We start from the raw sequence: 18,126 nt of genomic DNA on the forward strand, positions 1-18,126 counted from the left end.
GGGCAGCCCGGCGATTCCTGACAGGTGGGAAGTGTGACGTGCGTCACGGGGAGGTTATGTGATGCGGAGGGCCGGTTCTCCGTGGGCCGTCGCCGCCCACTGACGCGTCGCGCGTTCGAGCTTGTCAGGGTTGGCCTGGTTGCGGAACGCGGCGATGCCGTCCGCCGTGATCTCCAGGCACATGACGCCGATCACCCGGCCGGCAACGGTGATCACGAGCGCGGGCAGCCCGTTGGCGTACGAGACGTGGACCTCCGCCGTGCCGCCGAGGAGGTTGCGAGCGGCCTGGTTGGGGGTGAACAGGCTCCGCATGAACTTCGCGACGGCCGACGCGCCCTCGAACGGCTTCGCGCGGGCCGGTACCTTTCCGCCGCCGTCGCCGATCGCGACGGCGTCCGCGGTGAGCAGCTGGACGAGCGGTTCGGTCCGGCCGCCGGCAGCGGCCGTGAGGAACTCCTCGACGATCCGCCGGGCGGCGGCCTCGTCGATCTCGGTCCGGGTCCTGCCCTCGGCGATGTGCTTCTTGGCGCGGTGGAAGATCTGCTGGCCGGAGGCCTCGGTGATGTCGAGGATCTCCGCGATCCTCCGGTGCGGGTAGCCGAAGGCCTCCCGCAGTACGTACACCACCCGCTCGTTGGGGGAGAGGCGCTCCATGAGGACGAGGACCGCGTACGAGACGGATTCGCGCTGTTCGGCGGTGTCGGCGGGGCCGAGCATCGGGTCCCCGGCGAGCAGCGGTTCGGGCAGCCACTGGCCCACATAGGTCTCGCGGCGGGCGCGCGCCGAGGTGAGCTGGTTGAGGCAGAGGTTGGTAAGGACCTTCGTCAGCCAGGCCTCGGGGACCTCGATGCGGTCGATGTCGGCGGACTGCCAGCGCAGGAACGTGTCCTGGACGGCGTCCTCGGCATCGCCGGCGGAGCCGAGAAGGCGGTAGGCGATGGCCTTCAGCCGGGGCATGGAAGCCTGGAACAGGTCCGTCTGGTTCCCGGTCAGCGCCATGGGCCGGATCATAACGGCCCTCCACAGCGGTCGTTCGGAGGGCCGGGGGTGGGGTAGCCGACGGGGTACGGACGTGACGGACGCGTTCCTCTCGGAGGTCGGCGATGCGGTCGAAGGAGCACGGGCGGGAAGAGCGTTGGCAGGACCGGTGGTGGGCGATGGGGCTGCTGGTGCTGGTGGTGTGGGTCGGTATCCAGCTGGCCTTCTACGGATGGTCGGGGTGGCCGGGCATTCTGGTCGGCGGGTTCGTCTACGCGGGCCTGATGACGTGGCTCCTGATGCGGCGCCGGAGGCGGGACGCGCGTGCCGTGGGTACCGATGCCTCCCGGGTGCCGGAGCTGGAGCGGCGCATCGCGAAGAACGGCGAACTGCCCGAGGATCCGGCCGAACAGGCGGCCATGGTGCGGTTGATCCGGCGGCGGGAGGAGAAGCTGCGGCGCAACCGGTGGTGGGCCCTTCCCTCCCTCGGACTGCTCTTCCTCACCGTGCCGCTCTTCTGGTTCACCGCGGGGAATGTGCCGATCGGGCTGTGGGGCCTCGGCTTCGGCGTGGGGTTCATGGGCTGGATCATCTGGTTCAACCGGCGGTTCGAACGGCGCATGGCCGCGATGCGGCGGCGGATCGAGGGTGTCGGAGGCTGCGCGTAGCATCGCCGGGCCGGTGCGACCGGTGATCTGGTGCCGGTGGAGGAGAGAGCGGGGTGCGGGTGTCCGGTGGGTGGTGGTGCGCCGGGGTGCGGTGGCCGGGGCAGGTGCCCCAACTGGGGTGGAGCAGGGGCGGTGACCGGCGGGTGAGCGTGCTCGCGTACGGGGCCGGCCTCGGTTTCCGGGCCCTCGGGGAGCGGCACTGCGTGGGGGCCCGGGGGAATGCGTGCCCGCTGGGCGCGGTGGTGCCGGGGCGTTCCACCGGCGGGCGGTGCGCCGAGTGCGCGCGGCTGGACCGGGCGCACTCGGTGGCCGCCGACACGATGGCGGACGACCCCCGGACGTACCGCGTGTACCTCGCCTGGTTCGGGCCCGGCATGGTCAAGGTCGGGATCACCGGGGAGGAGCGGGGGGCGGCCCGGCTGCGGGAGCAGGGGGCCGTGGCCTTCAGCTGGCTGGGGCGGGGGCCCCTCATGGCGGCCAGGCGGACCGAGGAGGTGCTGCGGGCGGCCCTCGGAGTGCCGGACCGGATCCCGTACGCCAGGAAGCGGGCCGTGCGAGGGCGGCTTCCCGGGCGCGAGGAGCGGGCCGCCGAGGTGGCGGACCTGTACGGGCGGTCCGCTCGGCTCGAAGGGCGCGGCTGGCCCGAGTCGTTGGAGCGGCTGCCGCTCGAAGTCGTCGATCAGGCGTCGGCCTTCGGGATCGACCGGGCGCCCGCTCCGGTGCGGTCGGTGCGGGAGCTGGTCGACGGGGGCGTCGTCGCGGGGCGGCTCGTCGCTGCGGCCGGGCCCGATCTGCATCTGGCGGTGGACGGCGTGGGCGTGGTCGTCCTGGACACGCGGCTGATCACCGGGTGGGACCTCGCGGCCTTGCCCCCGGAGGCCGTATCCGGGGAGGCCGCGTCCACGGGGATCGAATGTGGAGAGGCCGCGTCCGCGGGGGCCGTGTCCGGGGAGGGCACGTCCACGGGGGCCGATTCCGCCGTGGCGGCGGGTGATGTACGTGTCCCCCTCATCGACATCGGCGGCGGCGGTGTGCAGGGTGGGTTGTTCTGACCGTCGACCGAGGGAGAGCGTCCGTGGGGCCGGAGAGCGCTGACGTGGTGCGGTTCTGGGAGCGGCTCGGGCTGCCCGGGATCATCGACGTGCACACCCACTTCATGCCGGAGCAGGTCCTGCGCAAGGTGTGGGCCTACTTCGACGCCGCCGGGCCGCTCACCGGCCTGGAGTGGCCGATCACCTACCGGTACGAGGAGGAGGCGCGGCTGGCGGTGCTGCGGTCGTTCGGGGTGCTGCGCTTCACCTCCATGCTCTACCCGCACAAGCCCGGCATGGCCCGCTGGCTGAACGGCTGGGCCGCCGACTTCGCGGCCCGGACCCCCGACTGTCTGCACACCGCGACCTTCTTCCCGGAGGACGGTGTGGAGGTGTACGTGAAGGAGGCCGTGGAGGCGGGGGCCCGGGTCTTCAAGTCGCACCTCCAGGTCGGCGCGTACGACGCCAACGACCCGCTCCTGGACCCCGTGTGGGGGCTGCTCGCGGAGGCCGGGATTCCGGTGGTGACGCACTGCGGGTCGGGGCCCGCCCCGGGGGCCCACACCGGGCCGGAGCCGATCGGGCGGCTGCTGGCGCGTCACCCCCGGCTGCGGCTGGTCGTCGCGCACATGGGGATGCCGGAGTACGCGGAGTTCCTGGCGCTGGCGGCAGCGTATCCGGAGGTCCGGCTCGACACGACGATGGCGTTCACCGACTTCAGCGAGGGGTTCAGCCCCTTCCCGCCGGCGGAGCGGAGGCGGCTCGCCGACCTCGGGGACCGCATCCTGCTGGGGACCGACTTCCCGAACATCCCCTACCCGTACCTGCATCAGCTGGAGGCGCTGGAGCGGCTCGGGCTGGGGGAGGAGTGGTTGCGGGCGGTCTGTCATGGGAACGCCGCCGCGTTGTTCCCCGCTCAGGGAGCCTAGAACCCGCGCCGCTTTCTCAGGGAATTCACAGGAACGGGTCAGGTTTCTCTCACGGGTGCCTCACAGAGTGGTTCCCATGACGACGACGACCTCGCCCCAGGGGCGTACCGAACTGCTCAGGCCGGACCGTACCCCCGTGCGGGTCCTGGTCGTGGACGACGAGGCTCCGCTCGCCGAGCTGCTCTCGATGGCCCTGCGGTACGAGGGGTGGGAGGTGCGCAGCGCCGGGGACGGGGCCGGGGCCGTCCGGGCCGCGCGGGACTTCCGCCCGGACGCGGTGGTCCTGGACGTGATGCTCCCGGACATGGACGGGCTGTCCGTGCTGGGCCGGCTGCGGCGCGAGTACGACGATGTGCCGGTCCTCTTCCTGACCGCCCGGGACGCCGTGGAGGACCGGATCGCCGGGCTCACCGCGGGCGGCGACGACTACGTGACCAAGCCGTTCAGCCTGGAGGAGGTCGTGGCCCGGCTGCGCGGGCTCATCCGCCGCTCGGGCTCGGCCGTCGCCGCCGGCCGCACCGAGTCCACGCTCGTCGTCGGGGACCTGGTGCTCGACGAGGACAGCCACGAGGTGAGCCGGGGCGGGGACGCGATCCATGTGACGGCCACCGAGTTCGAGCTGCTGCGCTTCCTGATGCGCAATCCGCGCCGGGTACTCAGCAAGGCCCAGATCCTCGACCGGGTCTGGAACTACGACTTCGGCGGTCAGGCCAACGTCGTGGAGCTCTACATCTCCTACCTCCGCAAGAAGATCGACGCCGGGCGCACGCCGATGATCCACACCCGGCGCGGCGCGGGGTATCTGATCAAGCCCGGTGAGTAGGTGAGTGGGGGCCGGGGCGGGGTGAGGGTGTTGCGGCGGCCGTGGACGCTGCGGACGCGGCTCGTCGTGTCCGCCGTCTCGCTGATCGCCGTCGTCGCCGCCGTCATCGGGTCCGTCACCGCGATCGCCTTCCACAGCTACATGTACGGCAAGCTCGACGACCAGCTTCACTCCGTCGCCGAGCGCGCCCAGCGCCCGCCGGGCCCGGTGCCCCAGGCGTTGCGCGAGGCGGGCCCGCTCGGCTTCGTCGGTGGGGGCGGGCAGCCGCTCGGCACGTTCGGGGCCCTTCTCGGCGAGGACGGGGACGTCACCGCGTCGAAGGTCGTCGAGGACAGCGGGCTGCGCGCCCAGGAGCGCGCGAAGCCGCTGACCGGCGAGCAGCGGAGCGCCCTGGAGACGGCCGCTCCGACCACCGGTGGGGGTGCCCGGAGCATCGATCTCCCGGGGCTCGGCGGCTACCGGGTGGAGGCCGCCACCACCACCGAGGGGTACACCGTCCTCGTGGGCATCCCCAGCGCCGAGGTGAGCGGTGCGCTGACCACCCTGATCGTCGTCGAGGTCTGCGTGACCGCCGCCGGGCTGCTGGCCGCGTCGATCGCGGGCACCGTGCTCGTCGGGGTCGCCCTGCGGCCGTTGCGCCGGGTCGCCGGCACGGCCACCCGGGTCTCCGAACTCCCCCTGCACAGCGGCGAGGTGGCCCTCCTGGAGCGGGTCCCGGGCGCCGAGGCCGATCCGCACACGGAGGTCGGGCAGGTGGGCGCGGCGCTCAACCGGATGCTCGGGCACGTCGGTTCGGCACTCGCCGCCCGTCAGGAGAGCGAGACGCGGGTCCGGCAGTTCGTCGCCGACGCCAGCCATGAGCTGCGCACCCCGCTGGCCTCGATCCGGGGCTACGCCGAGCTGACCCGGCGCGCCGCCGGGGGCCGGGAAGCGCCGGGGCCCGACCCGGTCACCCGGCACGCGCTGGGCCGGATCGAGTCGGAGGCGGACCGGATGACGGGCCTGGTGGAGGATCTGCTGCTGCTGGCACGCCTCGACTCCGGGCGTCCGCTCTCGTACGGGAGCACCGATCTGCTGCCGCTGGTCGTGGACGCGATCAGCGACGCCCGCGCGGCGGACCAGGGGGCGCCGGGCCGGGACCCCCGGGCGGTGGACCAGGGGACGTCGGGCCGGGACCCCCGGGCGGTGGACCGGGGGGCGTCGGGCCGGGACGCCCAGGCAGCGGGCCAGAGCGCCCCGCGCCGGGACGTCCTGCACCGCTGGCGGCTTGAGCTGCCCGCCGAGCCCGTGACCGTACGCGCCGATCCCGACCGGTTCCGGCAGGTGCTGGTCAACCTGCTGGCCAACGCCCGCGCCCACACCCCGCCGGGGACCACCGTCACCGTCGCCGTACGGCCGTCCGCGCGCCCCGGGGGGCCGGTCACGCTGGAGGTGGGCGACGACGGGCCCGGCATCCCGGCGGAGCTGCTGCCGCACGTCTTCGAACGGTTCGCCCGCGGTGACGCCTCCCGCTCGCGCGGGGCCAATGCGGTCGGGGCGACCGGGTCCACCGGGCTCGGCCTCGCCATCGTGCAGGCCGTCGTCTCCGCGCACGGCGGGCGCGTACGGGTGGAGTCGGAGCCGGGCCGCACGGTGTTCGTGATCGAGCTGCCGACGGCAGCGGATGAAGCGCTCCGCGCGGACTCACAGGGCAAGGACCGGGCGCACTCACGGGGCAGGGACAGGGCGGACTCACAGGGCTAGGACCGCGCGCACTCACAGGGCAGGGACAGGCTCAGCACACCGGTGTGACAGCGCGGTTGGCGAACGTCGGAGCATGACAACCGACAGCCTCCGGAGCGGCCCCGGCGCGACCGGCCGCAGCAGCGGGGACGGCGTGCACCGCGCCCGTCTGCCGGTCAGGGAGCACCTCCCGGCCCGTGGCCGGGCCACCGCCGCCGACGTCCCCGTGCTCGACGTCGTCGTCCCCGTGTACAACGAGGAGAAGGACCTCCGCCCCTGCGTCGTGCGCCTGAACGGCCATCTCGCGCGGACCTTCCCGTACCCCTTCCGCATCACCGTCGCCGACAACGCCAGCACCGACTCCACCCCCGCCGTCGCCGCGTCGCTCGCCGCGGAGCTGCCCGGGGTGCGGTACGTACGGCTGGCGGAGAAGGGGCGGGGGCGGGCGCTGCGTACGGTCTGGGAGGAGTCCGACGCGCCCGTCCTCGCCTATATGGACGTCGACCTCTCCACCGACCTCAACGCCCTCCTCCCGCTGGTCGCCCCGCTCATCTCCGGCCACTCCGACCTGGCCATCGGCTCCCGGCTGGCGCGGAGTGCGCGGGTGGTGCGGGGGCCGAAGCGGGAGTTCATCTCGCGCGCCTACAACCTGATCCTGCGCTCCTCGCTGGCCGCAGGGTTCAGCGACGCCCAGTGCGGGTTCAAGGCGATCCGGCGCGAGGTCGCCGAGCGGCTGCTGCCGATGGTGGAGGACAGCGGCTGGTTCTTCGACACCGAGCTGCTCGTCCTCGCCGAGCGGGCCGGGCTGCGCATCCACGAGGTGCCCGTCGACTGGATCGACGACCCCGCATCGACGGTCCGCATCGTGCGGACGGCCACCGAGGATCTGAAAGGGGTGTGGCGGGTGGGGCGGGCGCTGGCCGTCGGCGCGCTGCCGCTGGACCGGCTGGCCCGGCCCTTCGGGGACGACCCGCGCGACCGGGCGCTGACCGGAGCGGAGCGCGGACTGGCCCGCCAGCTCGTCGGGTTCTGCTGCGTGGGCGCGCTGTCGACGCTGTTCTACCTCGCGCTGTACTCCCTCTTCCGGCTCGGCGTCGGCCCGCAGCTCGCCAACGGCGGCGCGCTGCTCGCCTCCGCCGTCGCCAACACCGCCGCCAACCGCCGCCTCACCTTCGGTGTACGGGGCCGGGGCGGGGCCGTCCGCCACCAGGCGCAGGGGCTCGTGGTCTTCGCCATCGGCCTCGCGCTGACCAGCGGCTCGCTCGCCGCGCTGGGGGCGGCGACCGGCTCGCCCTCGCACGGCACGGAGCTGGCCGTGCTGGTCACCGCCAACCTCGCGGCCACCGTGCTGCGCTTTCTGCTCCTGCGCGCCTGGGTCTTCCCCGAGCGCCGCACCACCGAACGGGACGACGTGGGGCGGCCGTCGCCCGCGGCGGCTGTCCTCCCGGTCCGCGACGAACCCAAGGATGTCCGATGACCACGACCGCCGCTCCCGCGATGCCCGTCGCCGCGCCGCCGACCGGGCGGGAAGGCCCCCGCTGGGCGCGCCCCGCGCTGTACGGGCTGCTGCTGGCCGTCGGCCTCGCGTACTTCTGGAACCTCAGCGCCTCCGGATACGCCAACTCCTTCTACTCCGCCGCCGTTCAGGCGGGCAGCCAGAGCTGGAAGGCCCTCTTCTTCGGCTCGCTGGACTCGGGAGGCGCCATCACCGTCGACAAGCCGCCGGCCGCACTCTGGCCGATGGCCCTGTCGGTGCGGCTGTTCGGGCTGAACTCCTGGGCGATCCTGGCACCCCAGGTCCTGATGGCGCTCGCCACGGCGGCCGTGCTGAACACCGCCGTACGCCGTCGTTTCGGTCCGATTGCCGGGCTGATCGCGGTGGGCATCTTCGCGCTGACGCCCGTGGCGGCGCTGATGTTCCGTTTCAACAACCCGGACGCGCTGCTCGCCCTGCTGATGACCGTCACCGTCTGGTGCGTGCTGCGGGCCCTGGAACAGGGGCGGACGAAGTGGCTGCTGTGGGCGGGGGCGGCGGTCGGGTTCGCGTTCCTGACGAAGACCCTCCAGGCGTTCCTGATCCTGCCGCCGCTGGCCGTGCTGTACGCGGTGTGCGCCCCCGTTCCCGTGACGAAGCGGCTCGGCCAACTCGCCCTGTCCGCGCTGACGACGGTGGTCGCCGGCGGCTGGTGGGTCGCGATCGTGGAGCTGATGCCGGCTTCCTCGCGCCCGTACGTCGGTGGCTCGCAGAACAACTCCTTCCTGGAGCTGACGTTCGGCTACAACGGGCTCGGCCGGATCAACGGCGAGGAGACCGGGAGCGTCGGCGGCGGTGGCGGTGGCGGTGGCGGTGGTGGCCGTGGGGGCGGTGGCGGTGGTGGCTGGGGTGAGACCGGCATCGGCCGGATGTTCGACTCCGAGGTCGGGGGCCAGATCGCCTGGCTGCTCCCCGCCGCGCTGATCCTGCTGGTGGCCGGCCTCTGGCTGACCCGACGGGCGGCCAGGACCGACTCCGCGCGGGCCGCGTTCGTCGCCTGGGGTGGTGCGCTGGTCATGACCGCGGCCGTGTTCAGTTTCATGGCCGGGATCTTCCACCAGTACTACACGGTGGCCCTCGCCCCGTACGTCGCGGCGCTCGTCGCCATGGGCGTGACGGTGCTGTGGGAGGAGCGGGGCGCGTGGTGGCCGCGTGCGGTGCTCGCGGGCACGGCAGCGGTGACGGTGGTCTGGGTGTACGTCCTGCTGGGCCGTACGCCGGACTTCCTGCCGTGGCTGCGGTGGGCGGTCCTGGCGGCCGGGATCGTCGGTGCGCTCGGGCTGCCGGCCGTGGGCCGTTTCGGCGGCCGGGGCCTGACGGCCGCCGTGGTGGGGCTGAGCTGCGCGGCGTCGCTGGCGGGGCCGGCGGCGTACACCGTCTCCACCCTGGACAGCGGCCACCAGGGGTCGATCGTGACCGCCGGACCTTCGGCCGGCTTCGGCATGGGCGGGCCCGGCGGCGGTGGCGGCGGCCGGGGCGGACCCGGCGGACCCGGCGGCGGTGATGGCGGGCAGCGCGGCGGCATGCAGCAGGGTCCCGGCCAGGGCCAGGGCCAGGGGCAGGGGCAGGGCGGCATGCCTACGTTGCCTGGAGGGGCCGCACCTGGCGGTACGGGTACGGCAGGTACGGGGACGGGGGCGGGGACGAACCCCGGCTTCGGTGAAGGCATGAGGGGCGGCGGCGGTGGCGGCGGTGGCAGCGGCCTGGGCGGGCTGCTCAACGGCGCGTCCGTCGACGCCGAGGCGAAGGCGCTGCTGGAGAAGGACGCGGACGACTACACCTGGGTCGCCGCCGCCGTCGGCGCGCAGAACGCGGCCAGCTACCAACTCGCCACCGGTGAGCCGGTGATGGCGATCGGCGGCTTCAACGGAAGCGATCCGTCACCGACGTTGGCCCAGTTCAAGAGGCACGTCGCGGAAGGGAAGATCCACTACTTCGTCTCGGGCGGAGAAATGGGCGGCGGAATGGGCGGCGGAACCGGCGGCGGAATGGGTGGAGAGATAGGAGGCGGTCCGGGCGGCGGGACGGAAGGCGGCGGCGGCAGGGGCGGCAACTCCGGTACCTCGTCGCAGATCTCCTCGTGGGTGACGGAGAACTTCACCGAGGTCAGCGTCGGCAGCGCCACGTTCTACGACTTGACACGGCCCGCCGGTTGAGGACCGGGCGTACGCGGCCGGGCTCAGAACCCGGCCGCGTACGTCCAGAAGTCCCGCATCACCTGCGGAGCGGCGGGCCCGGCCATCTCCAGCTGGGTGAGCAGGACGGCGACGGTGCCCGTGGACGGGATCACGTGGGCCGTGGTGCCGGTGCCACCGATCCAGCCGTAGCGGCCGAGGACGTTCCAGGGGGCCGCGATCTCGATGTCCACCGCACCGCCGAACCCCCAGCCCTGGCCCTCCGTGAACAGCCCGCTCTCGGCGCGCTGGTCCGGGGTGAGGTGGTCGGTGATCATCTGGCGGACCGACTCGGCGGCCAGCACCCGGTGGCCGCCGTCGTTCAGCCCCCCGGCGAGCAGCATCCGGCCGAACGCGGCCCAGTCGTCGACGGTCGAGACCAGGCCGCCCGCGCCGGACGGGAAGGCGGGCGGGCTGCTCCACTGCCCGTCCGGGGCGTCGACCAGCACCGGATCGCTTCCGCTGCCCGCCGCGGCCCGGTAGTAGCCGGTGAACCGGTCCAGGGCTGCGGGCTCCACGGCGAAGCCGGTGTCCGTCATGCCGAGGGGCTCGAACAGCCGCTCCGCCAGATATACGGGCAGCGGGCGGTCGGCGACCCGGGCGATGAGGACGCCGAGGATGTCGGAGCACGTGTTGTAGAGCCAGCCGTCGCCCGGCTGGTGCAGCAAGGGGATACGGGACAGCGCGGCCATCCAGGCGTCCGGCGCGAGGACGGTCTGCGGCTGCGGCGGGCCCTGTTTCAGCTCGGCGAACAGCGGGGCGACGGCCGGGAGCGAGAAGTCGGAGGGGAAGCCGTAGCCGGCCCGGAAGGTCAGCAGGTCCAGCAGGGTGATCGGGCGGACCGCCGACACCACGTCGTCGACCGGGCTCTGCGGCGTCCGTACGACCAGGGGCGCGGCCAGCTCGGGCAGCCACGCCGCGACAGGGTCGGCGGGGGCGATCAGGCCGTCCTCGACGAGCGTCATGGCGGCCGCCGCCACGATCGGCTTGGTGATCGAGGCGATGCGGAAGATCGAGTCCCGCCGCATCGGCGTGGACCCGGCGAGACCGGCCGTACCGGCCGCCGCCACCTCGGTCCTTCCGTCCCGGGCGACCAGGGCCACCGCACCCGGCATCGACCTCTCGGCGATGTGGGCGTCCAGCAGTTCGAGCAGGGTCGTGGTGGTGGTCATGGGTCGTCCTTCGTCCGGTACCGCGTGTGCTGTCGGAGGCCTGCCCTCCGGGGGGCGCCCCGCGGCGCGCGACCGCGGGTGGTGGACCGGGCGCGGCCCTCGGACAGGAGGACGCGCGCCGGCCGTAAAAGGAGGCATGCGGGCCGAAAAAGATGACTCCCGGCCCGCTCGGGACTCATCGGCCCGGTTCCGGGCGGTGTGGGCCGAGTTCGTGAGTCATGGGGCCGGTTCTGGGTGGTGTGGGCCGAGTCCGTGAGTCATGGGGCCGGTTCTGGGTGGTGTGGGCCGAGTCCGTGGGGCATGGGGCCGGTTCTGGGTGCCGTGGGCTGGGCCCGGGGCTCATCGGCCCGGTGCGCGCCGGGTCTTGCCGGGCCCGGCGCCCCTTCGCCTCCGGGCGACGGCGACCGAGCCTGTGGGGCATCGGCCCCGATCCGGCCCCGTTCCGGCCCGTGGGACCCGTCGTCCGGGCTCGTCCGTCCGGGGCCTTCCGTCCGACCCCCGTCGGTGGGCTCACCGGCCCCTTCCTCCCCGTACCAGCAGGTCCGCCACCACCGGCCGGTGGTCGGAGGCGGCGCTCTCCGGCACCCAGGCCTTCCGCACCGCGATCCCGGCTCCCGGCCCGCCCTTCGACACCGCCACGAAGTCGATCCGCTTGACCGGGTCCCCCGCCGGGAAGGTCGGAGCGCCCGGGTCGGCGTCCGTCAGTTCCCGCCACAGCGGGGCCAGTTCGGGGGCGGCCGGCTCCGCGTTGAAGTCGCCGAGCAGGATCCTCGGGCCGCGATCCTCGGCCATGATCCGCCGGGTGTCGGCGACCTGGGCCACGCGGACGGCAGGATCCGGGCGGTAGTCGAGATGGGTCACGTACACGTGCACGGGCAGCCCTCGCACCCGTACGACGACCTCGCCGAACCCCGGGGCGGGAGCGGGGGCAGGGTTCGGGTCCTGGGTCGAGAGACGGGTGATCTCGTGGTTCTCGGCGCTCACGATCCGGTGCCGCGACAGCACGGCCACCCCGTACTCCGCCCGGGGACCTCCCGGTCGGGCCGGGTCCAGGCTGTAGATCGGGGCGAAGGAGACGTGCATGCGCAGTCGCCGCGCCAGCTCTCCCGCGAGATCCCGCCACTCACTGCGGTCGCCCCAGTGCCGGTCGACCTCCTGAAGACCAATCACATCCGCGTGCAGTGAACGTAGGTCGGCTGTCTGGCGGTCCAGGTCGAAGGCGCCGTCCACGCCCGTACCGGCGTGGATGTTGTACGTGGCGACCCGCAGCGGCACGTCCCCGCGGGGAGAGGGGTGGGTCGTGGTGACAGCGGCGGCGGGCGGCGCGACGAGCGCGCCCAAGAGGGATGCGGCGAACGGAAGTTGAGGGATACGAGAGGTACGGCGACGCAGCGACATGGCTCTCCAACCGGCCGAAAATCGCGCACTTTGTCAGGTCAGCGTCGAGAACCGTACCGCCCGCCTGCCGCGCGGGCCCCACCGGCGCGGCCGGTCCGTTGGCGCGGAATTGACTTGTACGTTGTACAGGACACGCCATACGCTGTATATCAACGATCGACGACCTGTCGTACGCCGCCGCACAGCGCCGAGCTTCGCGTGTCGTACGGCCGATCCGGAGCGGGCTGTCACCGCACCGGACCCCCGGAGCCCAAGGAGTCCGCATGACGGCACCCGCCGCACGACGACCAGACCTCGCCCATCAGGGGCATCCGCAGCGCTGGCTCATCCTCGGCGTCATCTGCCTGGCCCAGCTCACGGTGCTGCTCGACAACACCGTGCTCAACGTCGCGATCCCCTCCCTCACCTCGGAGCTGGACGCCTCCACCGCCGACGTGCAGTGGATGATCAACGCCTACTCACTCGTCCAGGCAGGGCTGCTGCTCACCGCGGGCAGCTCCGCCGACCGCTACGGGCGCAAGAAGATGTTGATCGTGGGCCTCGCCCTGTTCGGCGTCGGCTCGCTGGCGGCCGGGCTCTCCCAGTCCTCGGGCCAGCTCATCGCGGCCCGCGCCGGGATGGGGGTCGGCGGCGCTCTGCTGCTCACCACGACGCTCGCCGTCGTGGTCCAGATCTTCGACGACGCCGAGCGGGTCAAGGCGATCGGGATCTGGTCCACGGTCTCCTCCCTCGGCTTCGCGGCGGGTCCGCTGTTCGGCGGGTTCGTCCTCGACCACTTCTGGTGGGGCGCGATCTTCCTCATCAACATCCCGGTCGCCCTGATCGCGCTGGCCGCCGTCGCCCGCCTCGTACCGGAGTCGAAGAGCGGCCAGGGACAGCGGCCGGACCTGCTGGGCGCGCTGCTCTCCACGATCGGCATGACCGCCGTCGTCTTCGCGATCATCTCCGGGCCCGAACACGGCTGGGCGTCCGGCCAGGTGCTGCTGACGGCGTCTCTCGGAGTCGCGGTGCTGGCCGGATTCGTGCTGTGGGAGCTGCGCGTTCCCCACCCGATGCTCGACATGCACTTCTTCCGGAACCAGAAGTTCGTCGGCGCGGTGGCGGGGGCCCTCCTGGTCGCCTTCGGGATGACCGGATCGCTCTTCCTGCTCACCCAGCATCTTCAGTTCGTCCTCGGCTACGGGCCGTTGGAGGCGGGCCTGCGGACGGCTCCGATGGCGCTCACCGTGGTCGTCCTCAACCTCATGGGCCTCGGCGCGCGCATGGTCCAGAAGCTCGGCACGCCCGCCGTCATCGCGGCGGGGATGAGCTGCCTGGCGGCCGGTCTCGCCGCGATCGCGGTGCTCGGCGGGGGCGACGGCGGGTACGGCGGCATGCTGTTCGGCCTGGTCGTGATGGGTGCGGGCGTCGCCCTGGCGATGCCCGCGATGGCCAACGCCATCATGAGCGCGATCCCGCCGGAGAAGGCCGGGGTGGGCGCGGGGGTCAACGGCATGCTCGCGGAGTTCGGCAACGGGCTGGGGGTCGCGGTGCTCGGCGCGGTGCTGAACGCCCGCTTCGCCGCTCTCGTGCCGGCCGCCGTCGGCGCCGCCTCGCTGCCCGCGGCCCTGGCCGCCGCCGACGGCCCCGCCGCCCGGGAGCAGATCAAGGATGCCTTCGCCTCGGGCCTGGAGGTCAGCCAACTGGTCGGCGCGGTCGCGGTGCTGGCGGGCGGGCTGCTCGCCGCGCTGCTGCTGCGCCGGGCCGAGCGGGCGGAGACGTCGCCGGCCGGGGCCGCGAAGGCGCCGCGGGACGACGCTACGGAGGCGCCGGTGGCCGACGCCACGAAGGCGCCGGTGGCCGACGCCACGAAGGCGCCGGTGGCCGGGGCCGCGAAGGCCGAGGCTGGGAAGTCGGAGACGGGGAAGGCCGGGGCCGGGAAGGCCGGGAACAGGGCAGACTCGGCGGGACCGGCGGCATAGCATCGGACCGGAAGCGCGTACCGGACCGTCAGCGTCCGGTACGCCGCTCTTCCGGCAGGACGGCTCGGCCCCGACCTTCCGGCAGGAACGCTCGGCCAAGTGTCCGCGCAAGACGAGGAGAGTGCGCCATGGTGTCCGAGTCCGACCGCGATTCCCACCGAAATCCCGCGCCCGAGCCTGAGCCGGGGCCCGGTGCCGGTGTCGGGGGCGGGCCCGGTGCCGGTGTCGGGGGCGGGCCCGGGGCGGGGGCCGAGACCGACCCGGCGAACAGCGCCGCGCGGACCAGCGTATGGCTGGACCGCCGGGCCCCCTCGCGCTCGCGCAGGACCGAGTCCCCGGTGGGCCTGGACCGCAACCGGATCACCGAGGCATCGGTGCGGCTGCTGGACGCCGACGGCCTGGCCAAGTTCTCGATGCGCCGGCTCGCCGCCGAGCTGGACGTCACCGCGATGTCTCTCTACTGGTACGTCGACACCAAGGACGACCTGCTGGAACTGGCGCTCGACTCGGTCTACGCCGAGATCGCCGCGCCCCGCGAGGACGCCGACTGGCGGGACCGGCTGCGGGAGCTGGCCCGCAGTTACCGCGAGCTCCTCGTCCGCCACATCTGGATCTCCCCGCTGGCCGGGACGTTCCTCAACATCGGCCCGAACTCCATGCTGTTCTCGTACGCCGTCCAGGACATCGTCCGGGCCACCGGGCTGCCCCTGGAACGGCAGACGGGCGCGCTCTCGGCGGTCTTCCAGTTCGTGTACGGATTCGGCACCGTCGAGGGCCACTTCAAGGCGCGGTGCGACGCGACCGGACTGACCCAGGACGAGTACCACCAGCAGGCGATGAGCACGATCAGGGCGCAGCCGCACATGCGGCAGATCACCGAGGCGTCGGACGAACTGATGGCGGCCCGGGGCGGGAAGACGGTCGAGGAGATGCGCGAGCGGGACTTCGTCTTCGCGCTGGACCTGCTGATCGCGGGCATCGAAGCGGTGCGTGACCGTACGGGCTCGCCCGCCCAGTAACCGCTTCTCCGAGGAGCGCTCAGTAACGCGTAACACGACGCGTAACGCGTAACGCGTGCCCCGTGTGTCACGTTACTGAGCGTTCGCCGGCCCTGCGCCGCCTTCAGTACCCGCGCCCCGTGTCCACCGTCAGCTCGGGCCTGCGGCCCGCTGTCACGGCCTCCCAGCAGGCGGTGAAATCGACGGAGACGTCCTCGTCGGTGGTGATCCCCGAGGAGTGCGAGGTGATGACCGTACGGGGCAGTTTCCACACCGGGTCGCCGGGCCCGGCCGGTTCCTCCGGCAGCACGTCCAGCACCGCCCGCCGCACCCGGCCGTCCCGCAGCGCGTTCTCCAGCGCCCCCATGTCGACGGTCGCGCCCCGCCCCACGTTGACGAACGTCGCTCCGCGCACCGCCGCGAACCGGGCGGCGCCGAAGAAGCCCTCCGTGGCCCCGGTCAACGGCAGTGTGGAGATCACCCAACGGGCCTCGCCCAGCACCTCGTCGTCCTCGGCGGCCCCGATCACGCGGTCGAAGCCGGGCACCACCCGGGCGGCGCCCGGCGCGGGCCCGAACCGCGTCGTGCGGGCGACGCCCACGGTGCGCACCCCGCAGGCGCCCAGCAGCCGCCCGACGGCCGCGCCGATGCGGCCGGTCCCGTAGATCAGGGCGGTCTGCCCGGCGACGAGCTCCGAGGGGAGGCGCTCCCAGTGCTCGCGGGCGTGCAGGGCGGTGAACTCCGGCACGGACTGGCACTCGGCGAGCATCCAGGCCAGGACGTACTGGGCGATCCGCTCGCCCATCCGGCCCACGGTCCGGGTCAGGAGCGCCGAGCCGGGCCAGGGGCCCCCGGCGAACAGCGGGTCCGTCCCGGCGTTGACGCTGTGGAACCAGAGCAGCCGGCTCGTCCGCAGCGCGTCGGGCAGCGTCTCGCCCACGCACAGCAGGGGCGCGTCGGACGGCGGCGGGACGTCCTCCAGGGGCCCCGCGTTCCGCTCGGTGAGCCGCTCCAGTTCCCGTACGAGTCCGCCGTCGAGCGAGGGCGCGACCAGCAGCCGGGCCTTCGCGAGGGCGCCGGGCGAGGGCAGCGGGGTCGGGACGGGCATCCCGCAGGCGAGGAGCGAGTGGGGCTGCCCCGGAACGGGCGCCGGCGGAACGGACCCGGCGTTCCCGTTCTCCGTGCCCTCCGTGCCCTCTGTGGCTTCTCCGGCCATCGCGCGGTCAGCTCCCCGGGGCCAGGTGGGCCGGGAAGCCGCCGGTGGCGACGGGGCCCCAGCGCTCCGGGGTGACCCGGATGATCGACTTGCCCTGCTTCACCATCGCCGCCCGGTACTCGTCCCAGTCCGGGTGCTCACCCGAGATGTTCCGGAAGTACGCGACGAGCGGCTCGACCGAGTCCGGCGCGTCGATGACCTCCGCCGAACCGTCGACCTGCACCCACGGCCCGTCCCACTCGTCCGACAGCACGATCACGCTGACCCGTTCGTCGCGCCGCGCGTTGCGGGTCTTGGCACGCTCGGGGTACGTCGACATGACGATCCGCCCCGCGTCGTCCACGCCGCAGGTCAGCGGGGAGCCCTGGGGGCGGCCGTCGGCCCGGGTGGTGAGCAGGACCGCCCGGTGCCGGGGGCGTACGAACGCCAGCAACTCGTCGAGCTCCACGGCGGTGTTGGTCGCGATGTTCGGTGCCATGCCCACCACCCTACGACCGGGCCGGGCCAGGCCAGGGCCGGAGGAAGCGCCTCGCCGAGCGCTAGCCGGGCACCGCCTCGCCCTGTACCGCCTGGATGTCCAGTTCCACGCGCAGGGTCGTGCCGATCGCGGAGATGCCCGCCTGGACGACCTGGTTGTAGTTCATCGCGAAGTCGGCGCGGCGCAGTTCGGCGGTGGCGTGGAAGGCCGCGCGCACCCCGCCCCACGGGTCGGGCCCGGTGCCGAGGTAGCTGAGGTTCAGGTCCACGGGGCGTGAGACGCCGTGCATGGTCAGTTCGCCGTGCACGGTCCAGCGGTCGGGCCCCGCCGGGTCCAGCGCGGTGGAGCGGTAGGCGATCTCCGGGTACCGGTCCACGTCCAGGAAGTCGGGCGAGCGCAGGTGCTTGTCCCGCATCTCGTTGCCGGTGTCGATGCCGGCCGCCCTGATCACCGCCTCGACCCGGGAGCGGGAGACGTCCTCGGCGATCTCGATCCGGCCGCCGAAGTCGGTGAAGCGGCCGTGCACGCTGGAGATCCCCAGGTGCTGGGCGACCGCGCCGACCGAGGAGTGCGCGGGGTCCAGCGACCAGACGCCCGGCGGCGGCAGCTCCACCCCGCCCTGGCGGGCCAGCACGATCTGGCCGCCCTCGATCCGGCCGCTCGCGGTGACGAGGGCGGTGGAGGCGGCGGGGGCGTACCCGACCGCCGTGACGATCACCGTGTACGCGCCGGCAGCCAGGGAACCGTCCGTCCGGACGGCCCCGTCCTCGTCGGCCGCGGCGCGCAGCACCTGGGCGCCGGTCATGTCGGTGACGGTGACGACGGCGTGCTGGACCGCCCAGCCGTCCCGTGTCCGTACCTGTGCGCGAAGTCCCATCCCGTATCTCTCTCCTAGCTCGATGACCCGCGGCCGGCCCGAAGGAACCCGGGGCCACATGGGTCGGGCCCCGGGGCGGTCACGGCAGGCCGTCCCCTGCTCGCCGTACCCGCCACCGGGGCCCGTTTCCACCCGGTCGTGACAGCCTCTCCGCTGGAAGTGCCGTC

General features: G+C 73.4%; 15 protein-coding genes. 9 read left to right on the forward strand and 6 right to left on the reverse strand.

Annotated features, from left to right (window positions below):
* Positions 1-54 precede the first annotated feature (54 nt).
* On the reverse strand, positions 55-999 hold the full coding sequence (sigJ, locus tag AB0F29_RS17420) for an RNA polymerase sigma factor SigJ (RefSeq protein ID WP_361872910.1): 945 nt from the start codon (positions 997-999) through the stop codon (positions 55-57).
* A 104-nt stretch (positions 1,000-1,103) separates the two neighbouring features.
* Here sigJ and AB0F29_RS17425 point away from each other — a divergent pair, with 104 nt between their 5' ends.
* The 7 genes from AB0F29_RS17425 (at position 1,104) to AB0F29_RS17455 (ending at position 9,841) form a co-directional block, all read left to right on the forward strand.
* Complete coding sequence (locus AB0F29_RS17425) at positions 1,104-1,646, forward strand: hypothetical protein (RefSeq protein ID WP_361872912.1); 543 nt, start codon at positions 1,104-1,106, stop codon at positions 1,644-1,646.
* 59 nt (positions 1,647-1,705) lie between these two features.
* Positions 1,706-2,698, forward strand: coding sequence for a DUF2797 domain-containing protein (locus tag AB0F29_RS17430; RefSeq protein ID WP_361873262.1), 993 nt, complete (start codon positions 1,706-1,708; stop codon positions 2,696-2,698).
* 23 nt (positions 2,699-2,721) lie between these two features.
* Positions 2,722-3,606 carry an amidohydrolase family protein gene (locus AB0F29_RS17435; RefSeq protein ID WP_361872915.1) on the forward strand — a complete coding sequence of 295 codons (885 nt, stop codon included), beginning with the start codon at positions 2,722-2,724 and terminating at the stop codon, positions 3,604-3,606.
* A gap of 76 nt (positions 3,607-3,682) precedes the next feature.
* The gene (locus tag AB0F29_RS17440; RefSeq protein WP_026290637.1) at positions 3,683-4,429 is read left to right on the forward strand and encodes a response regulator transcription factor; all 747 of its coding nucleotides are present in this window, start codon (positions 3,683-3,685) and stop codon (positions 4,427-4,429) included.
* A gap of 27 nt (positions 4,430-4,456) precedes the next feature.
* Complete coding sequence (locus AB0F29_RS17445; RefSeq protein WP_361872917.1) at positions 4,457-6,172, forward strand: HAMP domain-containing sensor histidine kinase; 1,716 nt, start codon at positions 4,457-4,459, stop codon at positions 6,170-6,172.
* A 73-nt stretch (positions 6,173-6,245) separates the two neighbouring features.
* Positions 6,246-7,628: a bifunctional glycosyltransferase family 2/GtrA family protein gene (locus tag AB0F29_RS17450; protein ID WP_361872920.1), complete on the forward strand. Its 1,383-nt coding sequence runs from the start codon at positions 6,246-6,248 to the stop codon at positions 7,626-7,628.
* Positions 7,625-9,841 carry a glycosyltransferase family 39 protein gene (locus tag AB0F29_RS17455; protein ID WP_361872922.1) on the forward strand — a complete coding sequence of 739 codons (2,217 nt, stop codon included), beginning with the start codon at positions 7,625-7,627 and terminating at the stop codon, positions 9,839-9,841. Before AB0F29_RS17450 ends, AB0F29_RS17455 begins: the two co-directional genes overlap by 4 nt.
* Positions 9,842-9,864: 23 nt before the next feature.
* Here AB0F29_RS17455 and AB0F29_RS17460 read toward each other — a convergent pair whose 3' ends face one another.
* Both AB0F29_RS17460 and AB0F29_RS17465 read right to left on the reverse strand, forming a co-directional pair.
* A complete protein-coding gene (locus AB0F29_RS17460) occupies positions 9,865-11,031 on the reverse strand; it encodes a serine hydrolase domain-containing protein (RefSeq protein ID WP_361872925.1) in 1,167 nt (388 codons plus the stop codon).
* Between the two features lie 510 nt (positions 11,032-11,541).
* On the reverse strand, positions 11,542-12,429 hold the full coding sequence (locus tag AB0F29_RS17465) for an endonuclease/exonuclease/phosphatase family protein (RefSeq protein ID WP_361872927.1): 888 nt from the start codon (positions 12,427-12,429) through the stop codon (positions 11,542-11,544).
* Between the two features lie 263 nt (positions 12,430-12,692).
* On the opposite strand from AB0F29_RS17465, the gene AB0F29_RS17470 reads away from it, so the two are divergent.
* Entirely contained in the window at positions 12,693-14,390 is a 1,698-nt protein-coding gene (locus AB0F29_RS17470) for an MFS transporter (protein ID WP_361872930.1), read from the forward strand.
* 128 nt (positions 14,391-14,518) lie between these two features.
* On the forward strand, positions 14,519-15,409 hold the full coding sequence (locus tag AB0F29_RS17475) for a TetR/AcrR family transcriptional regulator (protein WP_361872933.1): 891 nt from the start codon (positions 14,519-14,521) through the stop codon (positions 15,407-15,409).
* 103 nt (positions 15,410-15,512) lie between these two features.
* Here AB0F29_RS17475 and AB0F29_RS17480 read toward each other — a convergent pair whose 3' ends face one another.
* The 3 genes from AB0F29_RS17480 to AB0F29_RS17490 all read right to left on the reverse strand — a co-directional run bounded on the left by AB0F29_RS17480 (position 15,513) and on the right by AB0F29_RS17490 (position 17,959).
* On the reverse strand, positions 15,513-16,496 hold the full coding sequence (locus tag AB0F29_RS17480) for an NAD(P)-dependent oxidoreductase (protein WP_361873264.1): 984 nt from the start codon (positions 16,494-16,496) through the stop codon (positions 15,513-15,515).
* A gap of 115 nt (positions 16,497-16,611) precedes the next feature.
* Positions 16,612-17,082, reverse strand: coding sequence for a PPOX class F420-dependent oxidoreductase (locus AB0F29_RS17485; protein ID WP_361872935.1), 471 nt, complete (start codon positions 17,080-17,082; stop codon positions 16,612-16,614).
* 61 nt (positions 17,083-17,143) lie between these two features.
* Complete coding sequence (locus AB0F29_RS17490) at positions 17,144-17,959, reverse strand: YceI family protein (protein WP_361872937.1); 816 nt, start codon at positions 17,957-17,959, stop codon at positions 17,144-17,146.
* Positions 17,960-18,126: the final 167 nt, after the last annotated feature.

The sequence above is a fragment of the Streptomyces sp. NPDC026589 genome (assembly GCF_040638385.1).
Lineage (GTDB): Bacteria > Actinomycetota > Actinomycetes > Streptomycetales > Streptomycetaceae > Streptomyces.